Source organism: Aeromicrobium sp. PFPM2_SD2 (genome assembly GCF_057364525.1).
Genome location: NZ_JBNFNZ010000791.1, coordinates 1 through 587 on the forward strand (window position 1 = coordinate 1; position 587 = coordinate 587).

General features: G+C 76.1%; 1 protein-coding gene. It reads right to left on the reverse strand.

The window, feature by feature from the left end; all coding sequences use genetic code 11:
• A partial coding sequence (locus AC2W7G_RS18145) for a DNA translocase FtsK 4TM domain-containing protein (RefSeq protein ID WP_485869661.1) occupies positions 1 to 587 on the reverse strand: 587 nt, incomplete at both ends.

Below are 587 nucleotides of genomic sequence, written 5' to 3' on the forward strand. Positions count from 1 at the left end.
GACGGTCGCGCACCGCGGCCGCCGGCGGGCGACAGGCGTACAGCGGGGTGTTGAGCACGGTCAGCGCGCCGAAGGCGGTGAGCAGCACGAGGATCGGGGCGACGACCCACGGCGACTTGAGCAGGTCGACGAGCACGGCGGACACCAGGTAGCCGATGGCGCCGCCGGCCTCGCGCATCGCGTCGGCGTCGTGGTCGGACGGCCGCGGGACGCCGTGCGACAGGTGCACGAGGCCGAGCAGGCCGCCGACCAGGCAGATCCAGCCCAGCAGCGTGCGTCCGGCGGGGGTCTCCTCCTGGGACGGACGCATGGTGCGCCAGGCCAGGACGAGCAGGGCGACCGGGACGGCCCAGGCGAGCACGCCGACGCTGCCCATCGTCGCGCCGCGCACGGCGCGACCGACGAACCCGGGGATGTGCCACCAGACGGAGGCGGCGACGACGATGGCCAGGGCGAGCACCGCCAGGCCGATGCCGTCGCGACGCTGCTCGGGGGTCCAGGTCGCGGGCGCTGCGGCCGACGCTGCGGGTGATCGTCCCGACCAGCGCGGCCAGGCCGGTCCAGCACGCGACCAGCAGCCGGCCGAG